Source organism: Burkholderia alba (assembly GCF_034721475.1).
GTDB classification, from domain to species: domain Bacteria; phylum Pseudomonadota; class Gammaproteobacteria; order Burkholderiales; family Burkholderiaceae; genus Burkholderia; species Burkholderia alba.
Genome location: NZ_JAWJWL010000131.1, coordinates 1 through 1,476, shown reverse-complemented (window position 1 = coordinate 1,476; position 1,476 = coordinate 1). Strand labels below are relative to the sequence as shown.

The following is a 1,476-nucleotide window of genomic DNA, read 5'->3' as shown; positions in this document are numbered from 1 at the left end:
CGCTCGCCGCGCTGACAACGCTCACCACTGCGCGATCGGCAACCTTCAACCAGAACTACCCGAGCGCGGGCTTGGGCACACCGGGCTCGTGCCAGACCGGCGCCTCGACCGAGACCGTCGATGGCTATAAGCATTTACTGTATTCGTGGGGCGGCACGGCGATCCAGCCGACTTCATCGTTGCTCGGCATCGTCACAGGAGCAATCGATACCAGCACGATACCAGTCGTCGATCCCGCCAACGTCGCTGACCCGTCTACTCTTGCGATGCTCGGCACCGGAACGGCGATGATCAATCGCGCGTCCGGTCCGAACGACGGTCTGGTGTCGCGCTGCAGTTCGCTGTATGGCCAGGTGATCAGCACGAGCTACAAATGGAACCATTTAGACGAAATCAATCAATTGCTGGGAGTCCGTGGCGCATATGCGGAAGATCCGGTCGCAGTGATCCGCGCGCATGCAAACCGGCTTAAAAATCAGGGCGTCTGATGGGTCTGGTGGAGCTATTGTCGAAATTCTGGCACCCCCACTTCGAGCGCAGAAACATCAGCCTCACTAGAGATTGGGGTGGCCTCAAGAAATCTATGGTCACCCCCATTTTTGCAAGACTGCTTGTCGATGTCGTTGTTGGCTTGCGTAAATCTATTCGGCGTCGTTTTGGGGATAGCTCCCCGCGCCACGATGAGATTTGCGCCTGACGGTCCTAAAAACGGACACAGTCTCGAAGACTTGTTTCTTGATCAGGTTTGCCGTCAGGCCACTGTGCCGTTCACGTCATCAATTTTCAGTCGTCGCTAAACCAGTTGGGTGATTCGTAAAGTGAGAGTAGAACCGCTCGATCAAGCCGGAGAGTCGGCCGACCCAGTGTCAAACACGGTATTGGCTGCCGTGGTCTCTCCNTCGCTAAACCAGTTGGGTGATTCGTAAAGTGAGAGTAGAACCGCTCGATCAAGCCGGAGAGTCGGCCGACCCAGTGTCAAACACGGTATTGGCTGCCGTGGTCTCTCCCGTGATCGCAATTACGCAGCCACGCTGAGTCGACACTCACGGCGGCGACATGGTTGCATGTGCGAACCTGCCCGTCTGCAACGGACTGGGGCCGCCGCCCGATGTCTCGTTCTATTTCGGCGTCGAGTTGTTTTCCGATGGCGAGAATCCGGTCCCGAATGCCGCTGAACGAAATGCCCTTGTCCAGCGGCAGCACTTCCTCGAGCATGGCAGTGGCCAGCCGGTACGGTAGATGTGCTGCCCATTTCGCCTCGAGGTATTCCAGCTCTGGCGTAGTCCGGCTGGTCAGTGCTTTGGGCAAGGGATGCACTACACGCCGCGGCATCCGCGCGGTCCGCTGGCACGTACATGACCACAACCTTGGACTGATCACCGTCATCGGAAATGACACAAAAATGCAACCCGGACCGATGTCGTTGCTTGTGTGGCGCGGGTTTCAAGCTCGTGACGGGGTTCCATGTTTGGTTCG

Annotated in this window: 1 protein-coding gene and 1 pseudogene; one reads left to right on the top strand and one right to left on the bottom strand. The window is 57.6% G+C overall.

What is annotated here, in order from left to right:
* Window positions 1–488 (top strand): annotated as a pseudogene (locus RZR99_RS32795) (triacylglycerol lipase); the annotation flags it as partial.
* A gap of 487 nt (window positions 489–975) precedes the next feature.
* On the opposite strand, the gene RZR99_RS32790 reads toward RZR99_RS32795, so the two are convergent.
* Window positions 976–1,308 (bottom strand): hypothetical protein, encoded by a 333-nt coding sequence (locus tag RZR99_RS32790; protein WP_323123825.1) that lies wholly within the window; start codon window positions 1,306–1,308, stop codon window positions 976–978.
* Window positions 1,309–1,476: the final 168 nt, after the last annotated feature.